This is a genomic window from Bacillus sp. LR--39, assembly GCF_053613335.1.
This window is the reverse complement of sequence record NZ_JBSIOT010000001.1, coordinates 825,292-847,508: the sequence shown is the minus strand read 5'-3', so window position 1 is coordinate 847,508 and position 22,217 is coordinate 825,292. Positions and strand designations below refer to the sequence as shown.

Annotated in this window: 30 protein-coding genes and 2 pseudogenes; 9 read left to right on the top strand and 23 right to left on the bottom strand. The window is 44.1% G+C overall.

What is annotated here, in order from left to right; translation table 11 throughout:
• Nucleotide 1 precedes the first annotated feature (1 nt).
• The gene (gene deoD, locus ACWHAR_RS04505; RefSeq protein ID WP_003153702.1) at nt 2-700 is read right to left on the bottom strand and encodes a purine-nucleoside phosphorylase; all 699 of its coding nucleotides are present in this window, start codon (nt 698-700) and stop codon (nt 2-4) included.
• Nucleotides 701-836: 136 nt separating this feature from the next.
• Between deoD and ACWHAR_RS04500 the strand changes: the two genes are divergently transcribed.
• Nucleotides 837-962 (top strand): hypothetical protein, encoded by a 126-nt coding sequence (locus ACWHAR_RS04500; protein WP_003153701.1) that lies wholly within the window; start codon nt 837-839, stop codon nt 960-962.
• Between the two features lie 54 nt (nt 963-1,016).
• On the opposite strand, the gene ACWHAR_RS04495 is transcribed toward ACWHAR_RS04500, so the two are convergent.
• From ACWHAR_RS04495 to ACWHAR_RS04485, 3 genes are all read right to left on the bottom strand, one after another.
• Nucleotides 1,017-1,337, bottom strand: coding sequence for a YodL domain-containing protein (locus ACWHAR_RS04495; protein WP_003153700.1), 321 nt, complete (start codon nt 1,335-1,337; stop codon nt 1,017-1,019).
• A gap of 59 nt (nt 1,338-1,396) precedes the next feature.
• Nucleotides 1,397-2,008, bottom strand: a complete 612-nt coding sequence (locus ACWHAR_RS04490) for a phosphatase PAP2 family protein (protein ID WP_032873374.1) — start codon at nt 2,006-2,008, stop codon at nt 1,397-1,399.
• 73 nt (nt 2,009-2,081) lie between these two features.
• The gene (locus tag ACWHAR_RS04485; RefSeq protein WP_003153696.1) at nt 2,082-2,255 is read right to left on the bottom strand and encodes a YozD family protein; all 174 of its coding nucleotides are present in this window, start codon (nt 2,253-2,255) and stop codon (nt 2,082-2,084) included.
• A gap of 117 nt (nt 2,256-2,372) precedes the next feature.
• Between ACWHAR_RS04485 and ACWHAR_RS04480 the strand changes: the two genes are divergently transcribed.
• Nucleotides 2,373-2,516: a hypothetical protein gene (locus ACWHAR_RS04480; protein WP_012117771.1), complete on the top strand. Its 144-nt coding sequence runs from the start codon at nt 2,373-2,375 to the stop codon at nt 2,514-2,516.
• Here the strand turns inward: ACWHAR_RS04480 and ACWHAR_RS04475 are convergent.
• From ACWHAR_RS04475 to cgeC, 14 genes are all read right to left on the bottom strand, one after another.
• Nucleotides 2,513-3,193, bottom strand: a complete 681-nt coding sequence (locus ACWHAR_RS04475) for a hypothetical protein (protein WP_003153690.1) — start codon at nt 3,191-3,193, stop codon at nt 2,513-2,515. The genes ACWHAR_RS04480 and ACWHAR_RS04475 overlap by 4 nt on opposite strands.
• 680 nt (nt 3,194-3,873) lie before the next feature.
• Entirely contained in the window at nt 3,874-4,098 is a 225-nt protein-coding gene (locus ACWHAR_RS04470; RefSeq protein WP_007407941.1) for a YozE family protein, read from the bottom strand.
• Between the two features lie 74 nt (nt 4,099-4,172).
• Nucleotides 4,173-4,451: a YokU family protein gene (locus ACWHAR_RS04465; RefSeq protein ID WP_029326147.1), complete on the bottom strand. Its 279-nt coding sequence runs from the start codon at nt 4,449-4,451 to the stop codon at nt 4,173-4,175.
• Nucleotides 4,448-5,869, bottom strand: a complete 1,422-nt coding sequence (kamA, locus tag ACWHAR_RS04460; protein ID WP_007612018.1) for a lysine 2,3-aminomutase — start codon at nt 5,867-5,869, stop codon at nt 4,448-4,450. Before kamA ends, ACWHAR_RS04465 begins: the two co-directional genes overlap by 4 nt.
• Nucleotides 5,866-6,738 carry a putative beta-lysine N-acetyltransferase gene (gene ablB, locus ACWHAR_RS04455; RefSeq protein ID WP_032873373.1) on the bottom strand — a complete coding sequence of 291 codons (873 nt, stop codon included), beginning with the start codon at nt 6,736-6,738 and terminating at the stop codon, nt 5,866-5,868. Before ablB ends, kamA begins: the two co-directional genes overlap by 4 nt.
• Nucleotides 6,701-8,008 (bottom strand): peptidase, encoded by a 1,308-nt coding sequence (locus ACWHAR_RS04450; protein WP_087920798.1) that lies wholly within the window; start codon nt 8,006-8,008, stop codon nt 6,701-6,703. The genes ablB and ACWHAR_RS04450 overlap by 38 nt, the downstream gene beginning before the upstream one ends.
• On the bottom strand, nt 7,974-8,669 hold the full coding sequence (locus tag ACWHAR_RS04445) for a 3-oxoacid CoA-transferase subunit B (protein WP_007612023.1): 696 nt from the start codon (nt 8,667-8,669) through the stop codon (nt 7,974-7,976). Before ACWHAR_RS04445 ends, ACWHAR_RS04450 begins: the two co-directional genes overlap by 35 nt.
• Complete coding sequence (locus ACWHAR_RS04440; RefSeq protein ID WP_012117777.1) at nt 8,654-9,343, bottom strand: CoA transferase subunit A; 690 nt, start codon at nt 9,341-9,343, stop codon at nt 8,654-8,656. Before ACWHAR_RS04440 ends, ACWHAR_RS04445 begins: the two co-directional genes overlap by 16 nt.
• A gap of 6 nt (nt 9,344-9,349) precedes the next feature.
• Complete coding sequence (locus ACWHAR_RS04435) at nt 9,350-10,681, bottom strand: aspartate aminotransferase family protein (RefSeq protein ID WP_032873369.1); 1,332 nt, start codon at nt 10,679-10,681, stop codon at nt 9,350-9,352.
• Between the two features lie 247 nt (nt 10,682-10,928).
• Nucleotides 10,929-11,375 (bottom strand): AraC family transcriptional regulator, encoded by a 447-nt coding sequence (locus ACWHAR_RS04430; protein ID WP_032873515.1) that lies wholly within the window; start codon nt 11,373-11,375, stop codon nt 10,929-10,931.
• Between the two features lie 137 nt (nt 11,376-11,512).
• Nucleotides 11,513-11,653, bottom strand: a complete 141-nt coding sequence (locus ACWHAR_RS04425; protein ID WP_007612029.1) for a YjcZ family sporulation protein — start codon at nt 11,651-11,653, stop codon at nt 11,513-11,515.
• Between the two features lie 78 nt (nt 11,654-11,731).
• Entirely contained in the window at nt 11,732-12,511 is a 780-nt protein-coding gene (locus ACWHAR_RS04420; RefSeq protein ID WP_032873367.1) for a GNAT family N-acetyltransferase, read from the bottom strand.
• Between the two features lie 38 nt (nt 12,512-12,549).
• Nucleotides 12,550-13,821 (bottom strand): glycosyltransferase family 2 protein, encoded by a 1,272-nt coding sequence (locus ACWHAR_RS04415; RefSeq protein ID WP_032873365.1) that lies wholly within the window; start codon nt 13,819-13,821, stop codon nt 12,550-12,552.
• 64 nt (nt 13,822-13,885) lie between these two features.
• Nucleotides 13,886-14,185 carry a spore maturation protein CgeC gene (cgeC, locus tag ACWHAR_RS04410; protein ID WP_032873363.1) on the bottom strand — a complete coding sequence of 100 codons (300 nt, stop codon included), beginning with the start codon at nt 14,183-14,185 and terminating at the stop codon, nt 13,886-13,888.
• 210 nt (nt 14,186-14,395) lie between these two features.
• Between cgeC and ACWHAR_RS04405 the strand changes: the two genes are divergently transcribed.
• Both ACWHAR_RS04405 and ACWHAR_RS04400 read left to right on the top strand, forming a co-directional pair.
• Entirely contained in the window at nt 14,396-14,827 is a 432-nt protein-coding gene (locus ACWHAR_RS04405; protein ID WP_029326144.1) for a hypothetical protein, read from the top strand.
• A gap of 6 nt (nt 14,828-14,833) precedes the next feature.
• Complete coding sequence (locus tag ACWHAR_RS04400; protein WP_032873360.1) at nt 14,834-15,790, top strand: CgeB family protein; 957 nt, start codon at nt 14,834-14,836, stop codon at nt 15,788-15,790.
• Nucleotides 15,791-15,839: 49 nt separating this feature from the next.
• Here ACWHAR_RS04400 and phyC read toward each other — a convergent pair whose 3' ends face one another.
• Nucleotides 15,840-16,991: a 3-phytase gene (gene phyC / locus ACWHAR_RS04395; protein ID WP_032873358.1), complete on the bottom strand. Its 1,152-nt coding sequence runs from the start codon at nt 16,989-16,991 to the stop codon at nt 15,840-15,842.
• Nucleotides 16,992-17,306: 315 nt separating this feature from the next.
• Between phyC and ACWHAR_RS04390 the strand changes: the two genes are divergently transcribed.
• Nucleotides 17,307-17,732: an SDR family NAD(P)-dependent oxidoreductase gene (locus tag ACWHAR_RS04390; protein WP_032873355.1), complete on the top strand. Its 426-nt coding sequence runs from the start codon at nt 17,307-17,309 to the stop codon at nt 17,730-17,732.
• A 33-nt stretch (nt 17,733-17,765) separates the two neighbouring features.
• On the opposite strand, the gene sprB is transcribed toward ACWHAR_RS04390, so the two are convergent.
• The 3 genes and pseudogenes from sprB to ACWHAR_RS04375 form a co-directional block, all read right to left on the bottom strand.
• The gene (gene sprB / locus ACWHAR_RS04385; RefSeq protein WP_007612049.1) at nt 17,766-17,942 is read right to left on the bottom strand and encodes a recombination directionality factor SprB; all 177 of its coding nucleotides are present in this window, start codon (nt 17,940-17,942) and stop codon (nt 17,766-17,768) included.
• Nucleotides 17,943-17,944: 2 nt separating this feature from the next.
• Nucleotides 17,945-18,117 (bottom strand): annotated as a pseudogene (locus tag ACWHAR_RS04380) (hypothetical protein); the annotation flags it as partial.
• A gap of 187 nt (nt 18,118-18,304) precedes the next feature.
• Nucleotides 18,305-18,661 (bottom strand): DUF3221 domain-containing protein, encoded by a 357-nt coding sequence (locus ACWHAR_RS04375; protein WP_032873513.1) that lies wholly within the window; start codon nt 18,659-18,661, stop codon nt 18,305-18,307.
• Between the two features lie 448 nt (nt 18,662-19,109).
• Between ACWHAR_RS04375 and ACWHAR_RS04370 the strand changes: the two genes are divergently transcribed.
• Entirely contained in the window at nt 19,110-19,346 is a 237-nt protein-coding gene (locus ACWHAR_RS04370) for a hypothetical protein (RefSeq protein WP_007407922.1), read from the top strand.
• Nucleotides 19,347-19,471: 125 nt separating this feature from the next.
• A complete protein-coding gene (locus ACWHAR_RS04365) occupies nt 19,472-19,846 on the top strand; it encodes a YoqO family protein (RefSeq protein WP_007407921.1) in 375 nt (124 codons plus the stop codon).
• A 231-nt stretch (nt 19,847-20,077) separates the two neighbouring features.
• On the opposite strand, the pseudogene ACWHAR_RS04360 reads toward ACWHAR_RS04365, so the two are convergent.
• A pseudogene (locus ACWHAR_RS04360) lies at nt 20,078-20,529 on the bottom strand (hypothetical protein).
• Nucleotides 20,530-20,897: 368 nt separating this feature from the next.
• Here ACWHAR_RS04360 and ACWHAR_RS04355 point away from each other — a divergent pair.
• Nucleotides 20,898-22,034, top strand: coding sequence for a Rap family tetratricopeptide repeat protein (locus ACWHAR_RS04355; RefSeq protein WP_032873352.1), 1,137 nt, complete (start codon nt 20,898-20,900; stop codon nt 22,032-22,034).
• Nucleotides 22,024-22,206, top strand: coding sequence for a hypothetical protein (locus tag ACWHAR_RS04350; RefSeq protein ID WP_003153655.1), 183 nt, complete (start codon nt 22,024-22,026; stop codon nt 22,204-22,206). The genes ACWHAR_RS04355 and ACWHAR_RS04350 overlap by 11 nt, the downstream gene beginning before the upstream one ends.
• Nucleotides 22,207-22,217: the final 11 nt, after the last annotated feature.

Below are 22,217 nucleotides of genomic sequence, written 5' to 3'. Positions count from 1 at the left end.
TTTACGATACAGTATGCAACGCCAGTTTAATCATATCATGAAAAGTCGTTTGACGCTCTTCTGCCGTTGTTTCTTCTCCCGTTAACACGTGATCGCTTACAGTCAGGATAGACAGCGCTTTTTTGCCGTATTTAGCGGCAAGCGTATATAAAGCAGTCGTTTCCATCTCTACGCCGAGAACGCCGTATCTGGCAAGCTTTTCGATTTGGGAGTCTTCATTGTAAAACTGATCGGCGGTGAATACGCTTCCGACCGCTACAGGAAGATTGTTTTTTTGCGCTTCCTGGTACGCTTTATGAAGCAGTTCGAAGTCTGCGCAAGGAGCATAATCTACACTGCCGAAGGCGACACGGTTCATCTGTGAATCCGTTGAAGACGTCATAGCCAAAATCACGTCACGCACCTTCACGTCATTACGGATGGCTCCGCATGAGCCGACTCTGATTAAGTTTTGAACATCATAGCTTTGAATCAGTTCATTCACATAAATAGAGATAGACGGAACACCCATGCCTGTGCCTTGGACTGATACTTTTTTGCCGTTATATGTACCCGTAAATCCGTACATTCCTCTGACTTCATTATAGCATTCCACATTTTCAAGATAAGTTTCCGCAATAAATTTCGCTCGGAGCGGGTCTCCCGGCAAAAGCACTGTATCCGCAATTTGGCCTTTTTCTGCGTTTATATGTACACTCATTTCCTTTTCCTCCTGCCTATTCAAACTCCCACCCATTGTACACTGAATAACGGTAAGAGACAATCATCAGCATGATCAGGGCGATCTTGGGCAGAATATGCGGGATGACAAGCCTAAAGAAAAAGGAGTGAACATAATGGGCAAAAAACAGCGCAACCGGGTGACCGGCCAGAAAAAGAACAATCACGTGCCCGTTTCAGACGTCATTGCAGCTGATGAAGCGCATGGAAAAGAGCATTCCGCCGCTAAACGGAAGCCTTAACACTGTCTTTCCCAGACAATACGGAAGCCGGCTGAAGATTCAGCCGGCCCCGTCTTACCTCGGCTGGACGAGCAGCCGGTTAATTTTGCTCCATCCCGCAGGGTTAAGCCTGTAATAGGTCTTCCCTTTTCTTCCTTCGTCTATGAGTATGACATCTCCGGTCGCTATGAATCTGGCTTGATAGTCGTTTGGGACCGTATCAGGCACATTAAAAACAGAAAATGCCCTTTCCAGTGCGTCTTGATGATTGTCAGCGGCCAGCTCTGTCCGATAGACGACCCTGTATCCCTTTTTCTCGCCGTAGCGGGGTGTTTGAAAAATCGTCACATCATAGGCACAAGTCTTTTTTTTAAACACGGGCAGCGATAACAGCATCAAGATCCCTCCCTCTTATTTCTTAATAGTATTAGCGTTTTTTCTCATTTCTCCTGTCTCTATTTTTGTCGAAACAGATGATACTTTTCGTCAAAGAGCGCAAAAAGCGAAACGAGGCAAAGTCCGGGACTGAATCCGGCAAGGACATCCGTCGGAAAATGCGCGCCCAAATAAATTCTGCTGAATCCGATCAGAATGACGAGAACTCCGGTAAAGACGGTGACGGTCCGCTTTCTTTTCGTGAAAAACGGAACATGCTTGATCAAAAAGTAAGCGATGACGGGATACACCACTGCCGAATTCATGGAGTGGCCGCTCGGAAAACTGTATGAGGTTTCATGGACGAGCGGTTCAAAAGCGGGTCTGGCTCTTTCAATCAATTCTTTTATTTTTATGTTTGCAATCCGTTCAATGAGAAAGAGAAGCGGCAAAAAAACAACATCCGGCGTTTTTTTGTACATATACAGAGCCGCGCCTGTCAAAAGAAGAAGCGGCAAAAGCACCGCGGTCGTGCCGAGCTCCGTTATCCATAACATCAATTCATTCAGCCAGGCAGCCCTGATCCTGACAGCCGCTTCTATCACACGCTCATCAAAAACCCGGACGGCTTCTATCCGGATCGCTGCTGCGAGCAGAATAAACAATGCGAAAAGACTTGCTGGCTTGTACAACGTTTTCCCCCCATGTTTCATTCTCCCGAGCTGATTGAAAAAACCGAAGCTTTTTCACTTCGGTTCCGCAGTTTCAGTCTTCATCAAGCTCTTCGTCTATCATACATTTTTCTAATAAATAATCAAAGGTGATGTCGGCTATTTCGAAGATTTCCTCTTCACTCGGTATGTACCCGCGCATAGCAAGCTGACTGTAAAAATAATCAGCTATTTCTTCTGTGTCAATCACAAGATCTATTTCTTTCATGCAAACACCGCCTCCTTTTTTATGTTTTATGAAAAAACCGTTCAAATTATACCCGAAAGTTCTAAACGTTTTGTCCGCTCATATACTTTTAAAAAACAAGCCCCGGAGGGAGAAAAGATGATGACGAAAATGATGGCTTTATTGGACGGAGATGGATTTGATATCGTATTGGAAAAAGTGCTGAAAGGAATGTCGTTTGTAATCTTTGCCGGCTGTCTGCCCTGGTTTTTATATGTCACCGTCCGTTTTTTTGCCGGCTAGCTGAAATGCTCCCGCAGGCTTTCCAGCACAAAATTCATCATATCTTTATATTCTTCGTCACCGAACAAATGATAAAGAATCTTATAATCGTTATAAATATCAAGCAGCTCATCTACAATCGATACCGCCAGCACATGCAGGGCATCGGGATCATCAGCATCGCCTTCAAACTGAAGAAGAGCAGACGCGACGGTATCCTCGCCGATCTCATGAGATGCTTCCCCAACATAGTGGACAAACAGCAGCTGATGCACAAACTGATCCATTTCATATTTTCTCAGAACCAGCGTGAGATCCTCTTCCTCCGTTTCAAGCCACTCTCCGTCTTTCAGCCGAGTCAGCTCATAAATAATATCCTCCCAGCCATCCTCTAAATATCTCCATATTTCAGTTCTGTGACCGATGACACGGAATAATTCCTTTCCGTAGTCCTTTACATATACGACGTCGCCGATCAGAAATTCATATTCAATATCCAATTTCTCCATATCGACGATCACGCCCTCATAATCTTTATAAAGCTGGATGGACGATTCAAAATAAAGCACTTCATTATGATTGACTTCGTAAAGATAATGTTTATCAATTTGATGAACCTTCGTAATGGTGCCGACGGTTCCGTACATCACGACGACCACGATGTCTCCCACTTGAAATTTCGGTTTATCTGGCTTCATGCTGTCTCCCCCTTGCCGCGGACTGTCATACGCTATCGTATGCCGGCCGCCATAATTTCGCATGGGCATGAAAACCACAGGAAATATCTATTTCTGCACCTGTTCAAAATGTCAAAAACCGCAATATGCTTGTGCGTTTTTTCACTTACCGTAACAGAAGCGTCCGATGACATTCCGCTCTCGATCGACTGAGCAGTAACAATGCTGAAACAAAAAGCTTCTATTTTTTATGAGTTTTTGTTTTTTCTCTATGACGCAAAGGAAAATACCCGGCCCGAAGGCATGTTGACAATATCACCGCCGTAATGTTCAAGATTTGCTTCGGCTTTCAATGAAGCCACAACTTCAATCCGCTTCAACCTTGTCACATAAAATCCCCTTTCCCGTCCAAACGTCAGTGCCTCATCAGTCTTACCTAATGGATCATTTGATTCCCCTCACTTCATTTAAAAGTTTGATTATTTCTCCGTGAAAAAGAGGATCCTTACACGGGGCCCCGCCGGCAGCAGGCCTGATCCGGTGAACTCTGCAGCTATACATTCTACTGCCTTATGATACGTGCCGTCAGGAAGATTTGTTTACGTGCTGATCAAAACGGACGCGTTGCGGAATTTGCTCATACGGCACCTCATAAGCGAGTGATTTCAACAGAAAAAAACCGCACAATGTGCGGTTTTTCGTCAGGCGTGATGCACCTCGGTCTCATATTTTTCCCAAGCTTCATCAAATGTCGCCATCGTTTCTAAATAGTCGGCGCTCAGTTCTAAATAAGAACTGAGCTCGTGATAATCGCTTGACGTTTTCGGAAAGCCGTGATCTTCGTATGCCTGATTCGCAAACTGGCTGATTGCGTCCTGCGGCTTGGGATGCCTGTATTTCATCAAATAGTGATAAAAGGATTTCATGGGTTTCCCCTCCTGATGACTGTCTTTTGTTGTACTATTATACAATTCAAGTGTGAAATTACAACAAAAGAAGACTAGGAGAAGTCAAAATAATTTCGTTTCAAGATCCGTTCTGTCTCCATCAGCTCTTGATATGTGAGTGTTTCCGGTAATTTTTTTGCATCGACTAAAAAAAGCTGATTTTCGATTTCCGCTATGACCGCTTCCTCCTGATAAGTCATGCCGCAGGAGGAACAGGCGAATGCGGGTGTTTCTGTAATTTCTATGGCCCTCGTACCGTCAGGAAGCTCCCAGTACACAGCCGCCTGACTAGCTGACGCCTTCTGATTGCCGCACCACTCGCATGGCTTCACGGCGACTCACCTCCGACTTCCGATCCTGCTTTTTGCTCTTTCTTTTGCTGTGCAATAAATTTCTTTTCTTTCAATTCATCTCTCTTTTCCCTGCGGTCTTTCAGCGTTTCATGATCAGGGTTTGATGTAAACGTTTTCCTCCTGTCGATCCTCGATACATTTTCCGGTGTGAACGAAACCTCTTTGTCCGCGAAAATGGCGCTCAGTCCGACCGGCTCGTGTTTGGCCATCGTTCCCGGAAAAACAGATTCAAAATAGTCGTCGGCTTGATTCGGGATATAGTTTTCCGGCTCGGGATAAGATGTAATCACCCCTTCGAAGTTTCTGATCACAACTTTCTCCGGACTTTGGGAGAGCAAGTAGTTCGGCTGCAGGGCGATTTTACCGCCTCCGCCCGGGGCGTCGACGACAAAGGTCGGCACGGCAAAGCCCGTTGTGTGGCCCCTCAGTCCTTCAATGATTTCCAGCCCTTTTGACACAGGCGCTCTGAAATGGCCGATTCCCTCTGACAAATCACATTGATAAATATAATACGGACGCACGCGGATTTTCACTAAATCATGCATGAGTTTTTTCATAATCGGCACCGAATCGTTAATGCCTGCTAAAATAACGGCTTGGTTACCGACCGGAACACCTGCGTTAACGAGCTTTTCACACGCCGCTACCGATTCTTCCGTCAGTTCGATGCTCGTATTAAAATGAGTGTTCAGCCAGACCGGATGATATTTTTTCAAAATCTCACAAAGATTATCCGTTATCCGCTGCGGAAATACGACGGGCGCTCTCGTTCCGATCCGGATAATTTCAAGGTGGGGAATGTCACGCAGGTTTTTCAAAATATATTCCAGAATCTGATCGTTAATTAAAAGCCCGTCTCCGCCGGAAATCAGGCAGTCACGGATTTCCGGCGTTTCCCGGATGTAAGCGATGGCCGCATCAAGCTGTTTTTTCGGCACCCCCATTCCGATCTGTCCGGAAAAACGCCTTCTGGTGCAATATCGGCAATACATCGAGCATTGATTTGTCACCAGAAAAAGAACGCGGTCGGGATAGCGGTGCGTAAGACCGGGAACCGGTGAATCTTCATCTTCAAACAGCGGATCTTCAAGGTCATATTTCGTTTTGTGCATTTCTTCTGACAGCGGCACGGACTGCATGCGGATCGGACATCTCGGGTTATCGGGATCCATTAAAGAAGCATAATAAGGCGTAATGTTCAGGGGAATGGTTTTTACAGACATCCTGACGCCTTCTTCTTCCTCTTCGGTCAAATGAATGACTTTTTTCAGGTCATCGACGGTTCTTACAGTATGGGTGAGCTGCCACAGCCAATCATTCCACTTGTCTTCCGGCACATCTTTCCACAATTCAATCTCCTTCCAATGACGCTTCGGCTGAAACCATTTGTTTGTCAAACGAATTCCTCCTTATGAATGGCCAAACGTAAAGTCTTACACCATATATTCATATTTTCGAGCCCTTCTGAAATGCGGCAGTTGTTCACAAGCCTGCCTCTGTAGCCGTATCCCGCATGGTACAAAACGGCATTCATCCCGTAAGACGCTGCACGGGCTAAGGAAAAAAGATGGATGATTCCCCGGCCAGCGAGTTCCTGCTCCAACGCTTTAAACAAGTGTGCCGTTACGGAGTTCCCCCTGTAATCTGACAGAACCGCGCAATCGGTCATTTCAGCGTGCCCCAATACCGGATTGATATCTGCGCTTGCCGCCCCAATGAGACGATCCTGATCGAATGCGGCATAATAGACGGTGTTTTCTCTCATTGTTTTTTTAATATAAAGGGGATTAAAGACAGGAGTCGGATAGGTAAGAAAAACATGTTTATATAAGTGCGTTAAACGGTCTGCATCATCTTCGTCCGCTTTTCTGAACATCAGCGTGCTTTCTGTCTGAGTCAGTCCCCGCCGCGGTGTCTCATATAAACGGTCAACAGTCGAATCTTCTGATACATATGAATCTGACCGTCTCCGTTCCTCTGCTAAATATCGCACCATCACAACAGCCTCATCCCCGTTGTAATACCCGTCTATGACACCCTCAACAATAAAAAGATGCTTGACAAATTCCGGCTCATCGCCGCGCTTGGCAAAGAAAATTACCTTTTGAGCTCCTTTTTGCTTTGCTTCTGCCAAAACGGCCGGAATAAGCGCCGTGATCTGTCCGTCATAACGAATGACTCTGAGCCGCTCATTGAAACGGTCTGCATCAATCTCGGCCGCTCCCTTTTCAGCCCTCAGTTCCTTTATCAGCTCCGTCACCCCCATCTGCCACCCCGCACCATTCCATGATAAAAAGAGAAATGATTTTGACGGCATCGATTAACGCCCGGATTTCAATGTATTCATTCGCCTGATGCGCCGCCTTGACTTCTCCAGGACCGAAGACGATGACCGGCGTCTGTCCCGCGTGCTGCAAAAGCCCTCCGTCCGTTCCCCACGGGGACGCTTCACGAACCGGTTTTGCCCCTTTCATTTTCTCAAAAGAAGATTCCAGAGCGGAAATCAGCGGATGCTCATCCGGGAGATCATTCGGAAGCCACTGAGCCCCAAACCATTCTATTTCCGCGGGGTGGTGTTTAAACCATTCATCCCGATACTCCAAATCTTTCAGCCAGCTTGCGAGCTCTTCTTTTACTGCTTCGGGCGTTTCATCCGGCGCTATTCCGCACCTGCCTTCTATCACCACACGGTCAGCTACCGATGATGGCCACGTTCCCCCTTGGACGATGCCAATATTAATGGGAACCGGAATCGGAACGTCCCGATAAAGCGGGTCTGTGATACGGGCGTTGCGGACGTGTTCAAGCTCTTTAAGGGCTGTGATGACATGCAGGCTTTTTTCAATGGCGCTCACCCCTTCATAGCGGGTGCCGCCGTGTGCGGACAATCCCCTTACCGTAATGCGGAACCACATAGACCCTTGCTGCTTAACAAACAGCTTTAAATTAGTCGGTTCGGGAATAAGCGCCCCGTCAGCCTTGTAGCCCCTCATAACAGCCGCCAGTGTTCCCGCGCCGCCGCACTCTTCATCTACGACACTTTGAAACAGAACATCTCCTTTTAACGTAATCCCGCAGGCTTCAAGCGCTTCTAACGCAAACAAGAGGGCTGTATTGCCGCCTTTCATATCCGTTGAACCGCGGCCGTAAACTTTGCCGTCCTTTTCAACAGCGTTAAACGGTTCATACGTCCATGCGGCGGGATTTCCTTCCGGGACAACATCAATATGTCCGTTCAGTATCAGTGATCTTCCGCCCCCGGCCCCTTTCTTTACGGCTGTGATATTCGGGCTTTCATGGAAGTCTTCGCGTTCCGATACAAAATAAGCATGCTCTTTCAAATGTTTGACACTCGGCTCCCACACATCAATATCCATGTCGAACTGTCTCAGTTTTTCTAAAACGACTGCCTGTGCGTTAAATTCATGGCCGAACGTGCTTTTTTCCCCGATCAGCCGTTTCAGCAGGCTTACCGCTTTTGCTGTGTTTTCTTCCGCCCACTCAGTGACTTTCTTTTCTAATTGATCCATGGACAGACCCCCTTTTAAGAAAACATTCTCCCAATCTGATTTCGGCATCCGTTGTTTGAATGACATCGTCTATGGTCGTGCCATTCAGCAGTTCCTCAAGAACAAAAGCCCCATCATCTATGCTGATGACGGCTTTCTCTGTAATGATGAGATCTGCACAGCCCGCTGCTGTAAGCGGCAATGAACAGCTTTCGACCAGCTTCGGCCGGCCTTTCTGATCGGTGTGGCTCATGACGACAACCACTTTTTTCGCGCCTTGGGCAAGCTCCATCGCCCCGCCCATTCCGGGCACTTTTTTCCCCGGCACGAGCCAATTGGCGAGATCACCTGTCCTGCTGACTTGGAGCGCGCCTAAAATGGTAATATCTATCAGCCCTTTTCTGATCATGGCAAAAGACAGAGCTGAATCAAAATAGGAAGCACCCTTAACTGTACTGACAGGAAACCCGGCCGCATTGCATAAAAGCTCATCCTCCTCTCCGCGCTCCGGACTGCCGCCGATCCCAAGGACGCCGTTTTCCGCCTGCAGCATTACCTCCATGCCGGCCGGCAGAAAGTTCGGCACTAAAGAAGGAATGCCGATCCCCAGGTTGACAATCATACCTGAGGTAATTTCACTGGCGGCCCGCCTCGCGATACTCTCTCTTTCCGCTATTCCCAAGCCCATCTCCACTTCACTCCTTCACTTTGCACGACACCCTCCACGAAAACGCCCGGCGTTACAATATGCTCGCTGTCAAGTTCGCCGGCAGGCACAATCTCTGCCGCCTCAGCAAATGTTCTTTCGGCCGCCGCAGCCATCAGAGGGTTCATGTTGCGCGCCGTTTTGTCAAACGTCAGATTCCCGAATTCATCAGCAGTATGTGCGGACACAAAAGCGAAATCAGCCGTCAGCGCTTTTTCAACTAAATAGGACTTTCCGTCAATCGTTACGGTTTCTTTGTTTTCACAAACGGTTGCGTTATCAATGCCGATATCAGTTAAAATACCGCCTAGCCCCGCTCCGCCTGCGCGAATCCGTTCAGCAAGCGTCCCTTGCGGCGAAAATTCCACCTCAAGCGCTCCGTCAGTCATTTGTCTGCCCGCGACAGGATTTGAGCCGATATGGGAAGCGATCAGCCTTTTTACCCGCTTATGAACGATAAGCGGCCCGATGCCGATTTCCGGAAATCCGGCATCATTGCAGATGACGGTCAGCTCTTTAACGCCGCTCTCCAAAATCGCTTCGATTAATGACGGAGGTGAACCCACTCCCCCAAAACCGCCGAACATAATGACAGATTCGTCCTTGACATCGGCAATTGCTTCATGAATATCGATTTTTTTATGAAAAATAGACATATCAGCTCAATCCTTCTTCATCATTTTTTCAACTTCTTCTGCGGCCTGGGAAAATAGATCTGACAGCTCATCCAGCTCGGCATATGAAATCGTGAACGGCGGGGCGATGATGACGGCGTCTCCTTCTCCGCTGTCAATGCCGGGCTTTGCAGGGTAGATAAGCAGGCCCCGTTTTTTTGCCGCTTTAATGATTTTTTCGGTGAAGGCCTGTTTTTTCGAAAAAACGTCCTTCGTCGTTTTATCCTTAACGAATTCAACTCCGATCAGGAGACCTTTACCGCGGACATCCCCGATCACCCCGCTGCGCTCTTTGATTTCTTCTAATTTCCGCTTCAGCATTACGCCTTTTTCCTCTGACTGCCGGAGCAGCTCGTGTTTCTTAACATAGCGAAGCACTTCAAGCGCCGCTCTTGCACAGTATGGGTTGGCACTGTACGTATGTCCGCTCATAATGACCCCGGAGCCCCGCTTGATCGTTTCAATGATGTCATCAGACGCAACGGCTGCCGCTATCGGAGCGTAACCGGCGCCTAACCCTTTTCCGAGCACCGCGATATCAGGTGCGATCCCCCAATGCTCAGAAGCAAGCATCCGCCCTGTTCTCCCGAGCCCCGTCATGACTTCATCCGCGATAAACAAAATACCGTGCCGGCGGCAGACCTCCTCAAGCGCTTCATAATAACCTGCCGGCGGAGTGATGGCTGCCCCGGCTGCTCCGACAATCGGTTCTGCGACAAATCCCGCGATAAATGAGGAACCGATCCGTTGAACAGCCGTTTCCAGTTCAGCCGCCGCAGCTTTCACAAATTCCTCTCCCTGCAGCTCAGAACGATACATATTAGGTGCTGAAACGGCCGGAAACCGTTCGAGCAGCTGGGTGAAGCGATATCTCCGTTCGTAGAACCCCGATAATGAAAGCGCTCCCAAAGTAATGCCGTGGTAACTGCCCCATCTTGATAGGAAGACGGATTTTTGGTATTGCCCTTTTTCCTGCCAATATTGAACGGCCATTTTCATCGCTGTTTCGACTGCCTCTGAGCCGCTGTTTACAAAAAATGACCAATTCAGCCCGCCCGGCAGATGATCGGCCAGAAATAAAGCCAGTTCTTCTGCCGGAGTACTGGTGAATTGCGAGCGGTACACAAACGAAACGGAGTCAAGCTGCTCTTTTAAAGCTTGTATAATATCCTCCGTGCCGTGGCCGATATTGCAAGTGACCGCCCCCGATGCTCCGTCAAGATACTTGTTCCCCTCCTGATCATACACATATGATCCCTTTCCATGACTGACTGACGGATAATTTGCGTCAAGCTCCGGTTTGATTAAATAGCTCCCCATATCTTTCCACCTCGAAAACCCATTTGCTTCATTGTATGAACAGATGAATAACCGCATTCTTATCCTTCAGAAAGTTTTTTGCAGAAAATACCTTTCTGTAAAACAGGCTGCCGGTGATGTTCCGACAGCCTGAAGAGCGTTCTGGAAATTCTATTCCTATTGTTGATTTTATTCTTTGCTCAGCTCATCATCACATCATTTTTGATCTGAATCAGTATAAGCAGAAGGCGGAAAATTCCCGTCTTCTTTACTGTATGGGAATCATTATTTCACACAAATGATGATTCACCTTTTGTAAAGTATACCTTTCGATAATGGGCTGTTCTCTGATTGATAAATTATTTTTTTCGATCTCAGAAAAAACAGTATTCCAAAATCCACTGACTGCCTCTTTTGTGTGGTCAAGCAAGAAGACAGCGTACTTCCCTCCGGAAAATGTACCGATCCGGGCTGGTTCAGGCACATGGTCTTGATTGATAACAAGACAAACATCATAGCGGCATTTCTCTTTAGGAGTACGATTCGGATGGTCTTGCGGAATTCCTAAAATGACAGAATGATCAAGCAGACCATTCAATTGCGCCCAGTTTTTAAATGACTCCATCAGTTCTTTGTTTTGCTTTCCGCCATACTCTCCGATGTTTCGGAAATAAGCAATTCTTGATTCAGGTAATTCTTCAATCGTTATGTTCACATTTTCGCCCCCTTCTCCAGAAAGGTAATATGTATTAAAATGTTTTTCAAGCTGATTTTTCAGCATGGAAATAACAAAAAGCCTGCAGAAAGTGATGTTCTCTGCAGGCTGATTTTCATTATAGGATTTTTTTCAGTCTAACAAATAAAAGCCGCACCGACGATGATTAATAAAATAAACAATACCACGATCAGCACAAAAGTGCTGGTTCCGCCTCCGCAGCCGCCGTGCCCGTAACCATAGCCAAAACTGCCGCAACCGTAGCCATATCCGTACATACGCAAATCATCCTTTCTTCTTACGATATACGGCATTGTATGCGGGCCAACTCCCAATTGGTTTATGCGAATGCCCAACTATGTAAGAAAATAATGAAAAATTGTATGCACGCGCCGAAATCTTTTGAAGCCGAGTTTTTCATAAAAGCGGTTTACACCGTCCATCCCGGACGTCACAAGGTATACGGTTTCCATGCCGTTCAGCTTTGCCGCCGCCATCAGCTCATTCATCAATATCGATCCGTAGCCTTTTCGTTGGAATTGATCCAGAATTGCGACTTCTTCTATTTTTGCGGTTTTATCTGCTTTGTTGATGAAAAGCTCTCCGCAGCCGATCGGAATCGTTTGTGAGGCATCGCTGTAGCACACGACAAGCATAACCGTTCCGTCCTTATACAAAGGATATTTCCGCTCAAGCTTTTGTTCGGCCGCCGCCTCGCCAATGTAAAGGGCATCATAGATGTTCATAATAGACGACCCGTCGGCGAGGCTTTTTTCCGTCCCCCAAGCAGTGAGCGGGTGCCCGGCCTGCAGGTCCCCATTTTCCAGTTTCCTTGCAAAAAACAGCTCATCTTCCACTACGCAGCCCTGTTTTACCAGAGTTTGTTTCAGAAGAAGCGGAAACGTGTGCTCCGGAGCCGCTTTCACATGAATATAATTGGCTTGAAGCATGCCCGGAACGGACGAAAAAAACGGCAGCAGTTTGTCTAACTGAAATGTACGGTGCAGCTGAACAAAGTTATGTGAAAAAATCTGCGGCAAAAAAGGGTCCGTATATACACTGAAATGCTCGAACCTCTGAATGCCGGAAGTAAGCTCTATATACTGCTTCTCGGTTTTATCAAATTGATCGGTCATAAAAGCTCTCCTTTTCCTTACACATCCAACTGCATCTCTCAACCTTTTGTTATATTGAGATTTCTCATAATTTCATCGTACACCGGATAGAACGGCATTCCAATTGGTAATTGTTTAATTTGCTGAAAGGAAATGGGTATCGCCTTCTGATTCGCAAAAAAGCGTTTCGCTACGTCATGACTGATCGGATGGAGAACCCCTCTCAAATAAACATAAAATTCCCGTTCAATGCGAAACAGCATTCTCCCGGGCAGATGTTGAATACAGCCCGATGTCCCCCTGCTGATCGGCGGACCGTCCGGAAGCGCTTGTATTTCGCCCCGTTCTAAAGCCGGGATGTCATGCCGTTTAAATCGGTAAAAGCGAAATGCGCTATGATCAACCAGCCTTTTCTCCCCGTCTTCTATAAAATAAACATGAAACTGATCCCTGACGAGCTGAAAATTCGGAATACTGACGGAGTTCTCTTCCTCATATTGAAATAAAAACGGATCCGGAATGACGACAGTTCGCCCTTCATATAACGTATGCCAGCGCTCGTTTACAGGCTTCCTTTTATTTCGGTCAAGCTGATATACTTTCTGGTCCGTCCCTTTTACAAAAGACCCATCGATCAGGACAGACGGAAGCGATTGATACGTGTTCTGAAATGAGTGAGGTGTTTTATAGGTCGTATCCAACACTTCTTTTATCGGCAGAAATGATGTAAATGTGTTGAGCCTGCTCCAAAAAACAGAGTCTCCGTGATTCCAATGTATAACATCTTCATCCCAAAAGCTGCCGAACTTCTCTTTCACACGCTCAAGCAATGATCTCCGGTGCATCACTGAACAGTGATCAACGAGAAAAGCGGCCTGATCAAGCACCTCTTCAGCAAAACGATAGAAGTGAAATTGTTCTGTTCCGCGCCCGTTTACATGTATCACCTTCTGGCTGGAATAGACGGCATCAAACCCGCTGCATTGATTAAGCGCTTCCGCCATGCGGCTGAGCCTATCCGGATGAAATACGGTGTCGTCTGTCAAATAAGTGATGTATTCGCCTTTAGCCCGTGAAAGCGCATCATTAATCAAAACGGCATACCGGGTCGACTTCAGCCGTTCGGCAGGATTGATAAAACTGTTGTCATAATATATGCGAGGATCTTTTATATACGTACTGATGGCAGCCGAGGTTTCTTCATTTGAATGATCATCCATCACAAACAGCTCCCAATTGCTGTAGGTCTGATGCAAAACACTTTCAATCGCCTGTTTCACAAGATCCGGTTTGTTGTAACTCGTTAAGATAATTGAGATCTTCTTTTCCATCCCGTCACCCCTTCTGTAAAACGTAAAAAACGGCTCCGAAAGAGACAGAGCCTGATATCCGTTATTAAAAAGCACCCCAGCTGACGATGCTTGAAATCGCGACGTTTGATCTCGTATTATTGAGCGGATTTTGAAAAACGGCCAAATCTGACAGCACTTCTTTGACAATTACGTTTTGCAGTGTGCTGCCGTTAATCAGATTGACGCGTGATACAGGAATTCCAAGCTCTTTTGCCATTACAAGCTGACGCCGCAAATCTGAATGATCTCCGGACGGCTGACGGGATAACAAAAGAAGAAGAAGCAGTACGAGCTGAAATTCCTCCTCAAAACCCCCGTGTTTTACAGTTTCTTCTGAATCCAAAGTATTCCTCTCCTTCATTTTTTAATCTATACAACGTATGTCATACTCTTACAATCCGCATAGGCAAACAAAGCCTGATTCGAAAATTCAGCTGTTTGATTAAATATTGAAAAAAACACAAGCAAAACGGCATTCGACTTATACCAATCTCTTCAATCAGGAATATGAATAAACGTGAGGTTGAAATTGTTAAAGGAGGTGTATGTCCGCATGAGCGAGGATCGTTTGGAGCTTAAAAAGAACTTATTGAAAACTCTTTTAGCCCCTGTATTTGACAACAGCGCTTTATCTGGCGGCACAGATGGAGGAGATAACGTGAAAAACAGCGTAAAAGAATTATTGGAATCGGCAATTGATGCAAAAGTAGATGAAGCAGCGGCGAAAGACAGTCTCAGCGCACAATCTGTATTGGGAAGCGGTATTTCATTAGCGGCGAGATGGATTTTTGCAAGAATCCAGCCCGGCACTGTCATCAGCATTGTGATGGATTCAGGAGACATGATCGGCCCGGTTCAATTTGTTGCCTTTGACGAAATTCACGGAATCGTTTTTGTTACGCAGGAAAATTCCGTTACACCGGCAGGCTCTGCTACAACATTGCTTGACGTCGACAAAGTTGAAAGTGTCACGTTCACTTCGTAACAGCATATGAACGTTTTATATATCCGTTCAGGATATAAAGGCATATACACGTATTTTGACCGCTGGATCGAGGAAGGCTTTTTACAGTCTTCCGTCCGCTTTTTTTCTGTTTCTGAGTTTGAGGAAGATACCATCCGCAGTATACGGGCATTCAAACCAGACATCAGTCTGATGATGACGGGAGACCGTATTCCGTCTGAATGGCTTCAATGGCTGAAGACAGAACAGATTCCCGTTTATCTATGGATGACGGAGGATCCTTTTTATTTCGATGTGAGCATGACAATCGCCCCTTTCGCCGATGCCGTTTTGACGATAGAACAAAACGCGCTTGATGCTTATCGGCAAATGGGCTTACAGCACGTATATTATGTACCGATCCCCGTTAATCAGCGGCTTTTTAAGAAACAACCTGCTGAAGCCTCTCTTCACACAAATCTGCTTCTGATCGGATACCCGTATCCGAACCGCGTTGAACTGGTGAAAGCAGCGGCAAAGCTTCCGTATACGCTTCGTATTATCGGGAAGGGATGGCGCAGACATCTGCCTAAAAAAATCGCCAGGCAGCAAAATGTGCTCGTAATGGATGAATGGATTGCACCCGAACGTGCCGCATTATATTACAACAGCGCAGACGTGGTCTTAAACCCTCACCGTTCTTATCGGTTTGCGCTCAATCAGAACGGACGCGGCATCGAAAATATCAGTTTAAATACAAGAAGCTTAGACATTGCGGCTTGTCAGGCCTTTCAGCTGACAGACCTTTCTCCCGCGCCCCCGTTTTCATCATTTGTTTCTTACAGCGGGTTTGCAGATTTTGCGGATAAGATCCAATTTTATATGACAAACCCGGGTGAACGTAAACAAATCGCGGCGCTTAATTACCAAGAGACAGTACCGGCGTACACGTATGACCGGCTGCCGGCTGTGCTTTCGGCTATCCGTTCCAAGACTTTCTCATGAAACGCTCTTCACATCAAAAAGCAGCTTGGATAAGCTGCTTTTTTTATGTTTATTTTCCGCTTCTGTCAGTCAGTTTTCTCGGGTCAACCTGTTTATTGACCTGCGGGCGAAAGCTGATTTTATCAGCGATTCTTTCCCATGGCACCATTTTAAAATTTTGATTGGCCTTTTGGCCGTGATCTATATTTTCTCCGTCCTGTGCGACAAAAAGGCCGAACGGATATTCAGGCCCCAGCCCGAAACCCAGAACGTCAATTCCGTCTGTATCGCTTGTGCCGTCTGTTTCAGGCCCGTCTGTTATCTGAAAGTCCGCAACATATTTGTTCTGTCCCTGTCTTTCATAAATCGCGTAGCTGCTGTTACCCTGGCTTGATGCAAGCAGATAACCTTTCCCGTCAGCAGCGTAGTAAATCGTCAGTCCTTCAATATCAGGGGTTAAATGCCTGCCGTCGGCACGATCGATCACCGTTCCGTTACTGCCGCCGTCCGGCTCAGCGCTGAACTTCCAGATGGCCTCATCTTCTTCTGCGATATAAAGACTGCCGTATTCATCGTCTGCTGCCATCCCTTCTGTCTGAGAATTCATTTTAAACGCCCTTACCTTTTTGCCGGATATGTATCCATTTTTATCCGCATTTAATTCGTATTGTTCAAATTCGCCTTCTTTTCCTGTCACCATCGCGTAATATTTTCCTGTTTTTTGACTGTGGTACAAGCTGAAACCGTATACTTCATCAATTGCTGACGCAATCGGGCGGTCTGGGTCCGTAATGCTTTGTAATGTGCCGTTTTTCCCGTCAATGGCGTAAATCTCAATGGTATTCTTTCCTTCAGACCGATTGGATGCCGCCGCAATATCGACTTTTTTTCCGTTCAACGGAAAATCATAGCGGATATCAACATTGTTCAGTTTCCCGGTATGATAGGAATGAAGCATCTTTCCCTCTAGGCTGTACACGACTAAGCCTGATTTTTTATTGGTTGTGATCAATTTGCTGTTCTGAGGATTCTTGGAGTCCAGCCAAATCGCAGGATCATCAGCTGCATCACCGGCTGTATCAACCGGCTCTGTTTCCGCCGTCGCATTCACTGTAAAATGATAAGGATCAGACAGCTTATGCTTGGCCTGGGAAGAAACCGCACCGCATGTGAGCATCAATCCGGCTGCCGCGGTTAACAAAAGTGTTTTTGAATGATTCATTTTCCATCCTCCTTTTATGAACGTGCACTCTAATTGTAAAATACATACAGGAAGTTCAGTGTTAAGTTTTTGTGAAGATTGTCAAAATGTGAGAATTTATGAAGAGAAAAAATTGACGTGAGCAAATATTCTTTATGAATATTTAGTACATTGTTTTATTTGTAAGTTCTATTCTATTAATCGGGTAAAGCGATATGAAAGCGCATCAGATTAATGTTTTTCTCTAATTTTTGATTTATTGGTTTCTTTCATTAACTCGCTGAAATTGTTCAACATATGATGCATGGTAGAGAAACGAGAGTTGGAGGATAAGCCATGCCTAAACAGCAAGCAGTAGAGCTACAACCGTTTTTTCACGATAAAACTGTTCTCGTCACAGGCGGAACAGGATCAATCGGAAGCCAAATAGTAAAACGCCTTTTGCTCTTAACCCCTAAAAAAGTCATTGTGTTCAGCAAAGATGACAGCAAACAATATGTGATGAAACAAAAATACGCGGATGAACAAAGACTGTCGTTTGTGCTCGGCGATGTTCGTGACTACAGAAGAGTCAACCAAGTGATGAAAGGTGTTGATATTGTCTTTCACACAGCTGCGCTGAAGCAGGTTCCGACATGTGAGGATAATCCCTTTGAAGCCATTCAAACCAACCTTATCGGCGGACAAAATGTCGCAGAAGCCGCTTTGCTGCAAGAAGTAACGCATGTGATTAACATCAGTACCGATAAAGCCGTTTATTAAGATACTTACCACAAATAAATCAAAAAAAGAAGCTTACTCTGCACTCCTTTCCAAAGCAGCCTCCAATAAATGCTGAGCAAATTGTTTATAAAATTCATCTAAGTCATTACTCGCTTCATCCTGATCTATATAGCGGATACTGTAATTATCTTTATGGACAACCTTTATTGTTTTCTTCTTCAATTCCTCATAACGTTGGTAAGGTTCCAAAACTACACCCCCGCTTTCACAGGAGTATTATATGTATGTAATGGTTCGTCTCTTGACTGTTCTTTCTTTATCAAAGCCTCGCAAGCTTGTTCAAATGTATGGTTACTTTTTTCTTTATCCAGCGTTCAGTACCGATCTCTTCGCATATAAATATGGGAATGCTGGCTTTATTCAAGGTGCCCAGTAATTCAAAATGTGTTCTTGACATATGCCTTCTCTGCACCTGAGTCAACAATCGTCAAATAAATCTCGGGGCAGGAATAAGCCACCGCGAATGAAGAATGAGATGAGGTTTGAAGACATTATTTCTGTTTAAAATGCCGCTTCAGTTTTGCAGCGGTATTCCTAGGAAACAATACCACTTACTGAATAATTTTAAATTTTGATATATTTGTTTTTGGAGGTGAAGATTCATTTAATTTTTTATACCAAATACGAATTTTTTGTCCTTTGCTCAAGTCATCTTTATTGTTAAGTTGACTAAGTCCCAGTAAAACTATATCCGATCTATACTTTTCAATAATCTCTTTTTCACTAAGATTTTCATAGTCTTTAACATCAGCTTTTTCATTAGGTATGAGAATTGCTTGATTCTCTCTTTTTAAAATGACATAGCCGACCATAGTTTGCTCAGCCTCCATAAAATGTTTGCTATGTTGGTTTTGACACCCTAATGTTATACATAACAAAATTAATAGCATTATAAACACTCTATACACGTTCAAACCGCCCTTCTTGCATATTTGTAACAAGAATAAAACACTATTTTAGGAAATGACAGACTAAAACGCCTCATGTTTATGAATTTAAACAAATTCCCCCTAGACAAATGGAACACGGCGAGGTCTTCACCACTATAGAACCGCATAATTGCATCATGAAATATTCAATGGCTGATCAACCACATCGCCTTCTTTAAGCGATCTAATGTTTATATAAGGTTCTATAAGTCTATACAGCCTTTCCGCTTAATCATTTTGCTTATCTATAAGCAGTTTACATTAACTAAGGATATGTACAGTTTTTCAGACATGTTCAGCTTGTCCTTGAAATGCCGGATTGCTTTATCTTGTTCTTGACTTAAAATGTTTATCATTTAATCATGCTGACTTAATATAATGTTTAAGTGTTTTTATATGGCGGAATATGTGTAAGGAGGCGGTTTATTTGAAAAACGATCAGAAAATAACACTTGACTCTTCTTTTGCGTTATCCACTCTTATTGTCTTACTTATTGCATTGTACCCATCCTATTCTTCTTGGTTTGTCACAATATTCTTTTTAGGATTTGCACTAATATACACATTTGAAAAAAAGAGCAAATCTTCAAAACTAATTGCTGTTATCTCTTATCCATTATTTATTGTTGCGTTTGTTTACAGCATAATAAACAGCATGTCATGATCCACTCTAAATTTGTTCTTAAAATTACGATTTTAAGTTAAGTTTTAACTGCATTATGTTGAGAATATCACCTTTAATTGGTAAGCTGACATCTAAGGTCATACTTATACAAAGCAGGTGATATATTGAACAAAATAATCGGAATGACCGGATTAATTATCTCCTTACTTGTGCAAGGTTTCTCAGCAAGTGATTCATTGACTCATAAGATCGCTATGGCTTGTCTATTTTTGTTCTTATTGGTTTATAATTTCAACCATACTAAGGAGTTCTCTAAAAAGTCTCTGGCGATTATAGGCGCTTCCTTTATTGTGCTAATGCTTGGAATTTATCAATTGCTCTTTTTTACCGATGATTACTTTGAAAGTCGCGGTTTAAATTTTGGATTTATCCTCTTACTTGAAATTGTTTTAGTTATTGGATTAGTGACTGCTGCGCTGAATTTAATTAAGCATATTGCAGACCGCTTAAGGAAAACACCTGATGGTAAAGAGCGTTGACTCTTTGCCTTTTTAGCTAACCATTTCTTTTTATGCCGTCTTTCTATGTACAAAATCAAACGCAATATCGACTTTTACCGGCTCTCTTCTGTCAAATGATGAATTGACTCCAGACATTCCATCTTAATGGACTCTTCTTCATTTTTCACCAGAATTTCTCGATCAATTACCTTTTTGACAATTTACAAAAGATCCAGTCGCATTGCTCTCTTTGATAAGAGCTCTACATTTCTAATAGCAAGATTGAATATTGTTTGTTAATACACTCGGTCCCAACTTTTGTGTCTTAGAATTTGAAAGGCGCACTTGCACTTTAACATTTGTCATTTCAGCTGATATGGAATCAATCCTTCCAGCCCAATTAGGACTCTCTCCCTCGGGAGTCGGATATAGTTTAAATCGCCAACTGATTTCCCCTGTTTTGGCGGCAAACCTTCATAACCGTCGTAGCTTCCATAAGAAGATGGCTGAGGAAGGTGGACAGCAAGAATACTCATATTCGTTCTTGCAGCACTTGGCGGGTATAACTGCACTTTATAGATTAGTGCCGCACCCTTCGCATTTTTCAGTTTTTGATTTACCGGTTCGAGTACTGCACTACAAGGCATTGGACTTGCTTTCATTTGAGTTGGAGAGGCAATAACAGCAGCCAATAAAGGTATAACCAAGATAAATCGTTTCATCTACATTCCCTCACATTTTTTTGTTAATTTCCCTTACTTCCGCCTTGAATATTCATCACTTTTGAATGGTTAGCTTCATTAAAAGGTGAAAAAGGCAGTACTGGAGCTAAAGGAGCTACTGGTGCTGCCGGTAAAGATGGAAAATCAGCATATGAATTAGCCGTTCAACAAGGTTTCTCAGGAACATTAGATGAATGGCTTGCCTTACTAAAAGCAACAGCAAACTGAACACGTATCCTTCTCTAACGAGGAGGGGTTCTATCGCATGTCACACCGAATTGAGAAATTAAGAAAAAACACCCTTCCCAGCATATTACATTATGATAAAATATTACATAATCAGACGAAATACTAGGAGGGTGATTTTTTTGGAGCAATTGATCTCTTCTTCAAAAGTTGGCTTAAAAATCAATGAATGGTACAAATACATAAGGTTATTCAGTGTTGCAGATGCAGAAATCTTGAAGGAAGAAGTGAAGCAAGAAATAGAGCTTATGGAAGAAGATCAAGATTTATTGTTGTACTATTCGCTCATGTGTTTTCGACATCAATTAATGCTTGATTATCTTGAACCAAAAACCATGAATGAAGAACGACCTGAAATTTCAGACTTATCAGAAGAGATCGAAAGTAAACAAAGCGATCTAAAAGGAATTCTTGAATATTATTTTAACTTTTTTCATGGGATGTATGAATTTGAACAGTACGAATATCTTAAAGCAATAAGTTTTTACAACCGAGCTGAAAAGAAGATATCTATTGTCCCCGATGAAATAGAGCGAGCTGAATTTCACTATAAAGTTGCTGAAGTGTACTATCACATGAAGCAAACCCACATGTCTATGCATCATATCGTTCAAGCAATAGAAACCTACAAAGCACACGAAACGTACTCAATAAGAGTAATCCAATGTTCATTCGTCATCGGTCTGAATTATTTAGACATGGAGTATCCAGAAAAAGCAATACCGCATTTCATGAATGCATTAAAACAAGCACAAGAAATTGATATGCCACGGTTAATAGGTTCTTCTTTGTACAATCTCGGTTTATGCTCATTTACAACAGGACATATGGAGAAGGCATTGGAGTATTTTAAAGAAGGCGTCTCAATTTATCAAACTAATTCTCTTCACAATTCTAGCCGACTGCTTGACATACTTTTAATGCTGGCAAAAACGCACTTTAAGTTGTCCAACACAGTTGATGGAAAACAAGTTTGTGAACAAGGTCTTATGCTGTCAAAGGATTTGAACGATGACGTATTAGAGAAAATGTTTGATTTTCTTATGGGTTTATTCGTTGAGAATGACAAAGAACGACTTTTTAAAATCTTAGATTACTTAGAATCAAAAGCTATGCTTTCAGATGTGGAAGACCTAGCGACTGATGCAGCAATGTATTATAATGTAAATGAAGACCATAAAGTAGCTACAGCCTTTTATGAGAAAGTGCTTTATGCCCGAAAACAAATTCAGAGAGGGGATTGTCTTTATGAAATTTAAATTTGCATCGGCTTTTATCTTTTTAGTTATCTTACTTGGGCTTGTTGGACATTATCTTCTTGACGGCCACAAAGTTTTTAAAGAAGCCCGAAGAGGCCATACAGCCAGTATCCACATCGCGCTTGATCACCATAATGACTTCTCAGCGGAACGCCGAGGGCAAACCGCATAAATGTTTTGGCA

Bases quoted from the DNA above. Each gene is read 5' to 3' on its own strand.
- ACWHAR_RS04390 (WP_032873355.1), top strand. From the start codon at position 17,307: ATGCCTAAACAGCAAGCAGTAGAGCTACAACCGTTTTTTCACGATAAA.
- ACWHAR_RS04480 (WP_012117771.1), top strand. From the start codon at position 2,373: ATGATGACGAAAATGATGGCTTTATTGGACGGAGATGGATTTGATATC.
- ACWHAR_RS04500 (WP_003153701.1), top strand. From the start codon at position 837: ATGGGCAAAAAACAGCGCAACCGGGTGACCGGCCAGAAAAAGAACAAT.
- ACWHAR_RS04420 (WP_032873367.1), bottom strand. From the start codon at position 12,511: ATGACCGATCAATTTGATAAAACCGAGAAGCAGTATATAGAGCTTACT.
- ACWHAR_RS04440 (WP_012117777.1), bottom strand. From the start codon at position 9,343: ATGTCTATTTTTCATAAAAAAATCGATATTCATGAAGCAATTGCCGAT.
- ACWHAR_RS04405 (WP_029326144.1), top strand. From the start codon at position 14,396: ATGAGCGAGGATCGTTTGGAGCTTAAAAAGAACTTATTGAAAACTCTT.
- ACWHAR_RS04470 (WP_007407941.1), bottom strand. From the start codon at position 4,098: ATGAAATCCTTTTATCACTATTTGATGAAATACAGGCATCCCAAGCCG.
- phyC (WP_032873358.1), bottom strand. From the start codon at position 16,991: ATGAATCATTCAAAAACACTTTTGTTAACCGCGGCAGCCGGATTGATG.
- ACWHAR_RS04485 (WP_003153696.1), bottom strand. From the start codon at position 2,255: ATGAAAGAAATAGATCTTGTGATTGACACAGAAGAAATAGCTGATTAT.
- ACWHAR_RS04495 (WP_003153700.1), bottom strand. From the start codon at position 1,337: ATGCTGTTATCGCTGCCCGTGTTTAAAAAAAAGACTTGTGCCTATGAT.
- ACWHAR_RS04445 (WP_007612023.1), bottom strand. From the start codon at position 8,669: ATGGGCTTGGGAATAGCGGAAAGAGAGAGTATCGCGAGGCGGGCCGCC.
- deoD (WP_003153702.1), bottom strand. From the start codon at position 700: ATGAGTGTACATATAAACGCAGAAAAAGGCCAAATTGCGGATACAGTG.
- ablB (WP_032873373.1), bottom strand. From the start codon at position 6,738: ATGGGGGTGACGGAGCTGATAAAGGAACTGAGGGCTGAAAAGGGAGCG.
- ACWHAR_RS04435 (WP_032873369.1), bottom strand. From the start codon at position 10,681: ATGGGGAGCTATTTAATCAAACCGGAGCTTGACGCAAATTATCCGTCA.
- ACWHAR_RS04425 (WP_007612029.1), bottom strand. From the start codon at position 11,653: ATGTACGGATATGGCTACGGTTGCGGCAGTTTTGGCTATGGTTACGGG.
- ACWHAR_RS04350 (WP_003153655.1), top strand. From the start codon at position 22,024: ATGAAATTTAAATTTGCATCGGCTTTTATCTTTTTAGTTATCTTACTT.
- ACWHAR_RS04415 (WP_032873365.1), bottom strand. From the start codon at position 13,821: ATGGAAAAGAAGATCTCAATTATCTTAACGAGTTACAACAAACCGGAT.
- ACWHAR_RS04400 (WP_032873360.1), top strand. From the start codon at position 14,834: ATGAACGTTTTATATATCCGTTCAGGATATAAAGGCATATACACGTAT.
- ACWHAR_RS04475 (WP_003153690.1), bottom strand. From the start codon at position 3,193: ATGAAGCCAGATAAACCGAAATTTCAAGTGGGAGACATCGTGGTCGTC.